The 433-nt window shown below is 73.4% G+C and carries 1 protein-coding gene; it reads left to right on the top strand.

Going from position 1 to position 433, the window contains the following annotated elements; translation table 11 throughout:
• The coding region (locus AE652_RS18840) for an acyltransferase domain-containing protein (RefSeq protein WP_049652996.1) at positions 1 to 433 on the top strand (433 nt) is incomplete at both ends.

The following is a 433-nucleotide window of genomic DNA, read 5'->3' as shown; positions in this document are numbered from 1 at the left end:
CCAGGACGGCGCCCGCACCGTCGCCCTCCGCTCCCAGGCCATCACCGCCATCGCCGGAAACGGCGGCATGGTCTCCATCGCCCAACCCGCCCAGGACATCGACCTCCCCCCCTGGCAGGACCGGATCTCCGTCGCCGCCGTCAACGGCCCCAGCTCCACCGTCGTCGCCGGAGACGCCGACGCCCTCGACGAACTCGTCGAACACTTCACCACCGACGGCATCCGCGCCCGCCGCGTCCCCGTCGACTACGCCTCCCACTCCGCCCACGTCGAGCGGATCCAGGACGACCTGCTCACCGCCCTGGCCGACCTGCGCCCCCGGCCCCCGCAGGTCCCGTTCTGGTCCACCCTGGACAGCCGCTGGACCGACACCGCCGCCTTCGACGCCGCGTACTGGTACCGCAACCTGCGCCACCCGGTGCAGCTGGAGGCC

The organism is Kitasatospora sp. MY 5-36 (assembly GCF_001182915.1).
Lineage (GTDB): Bacteria > Actinomycetota > Actinomycetes > Streptomycetales > Streptomycetaceae > Kitasatospora.
The sequence above is the reverse complement of the archived record's forward strand: the minus strand, read 5'-3'. Positions and strand labels throughout refer to the sequence as shown.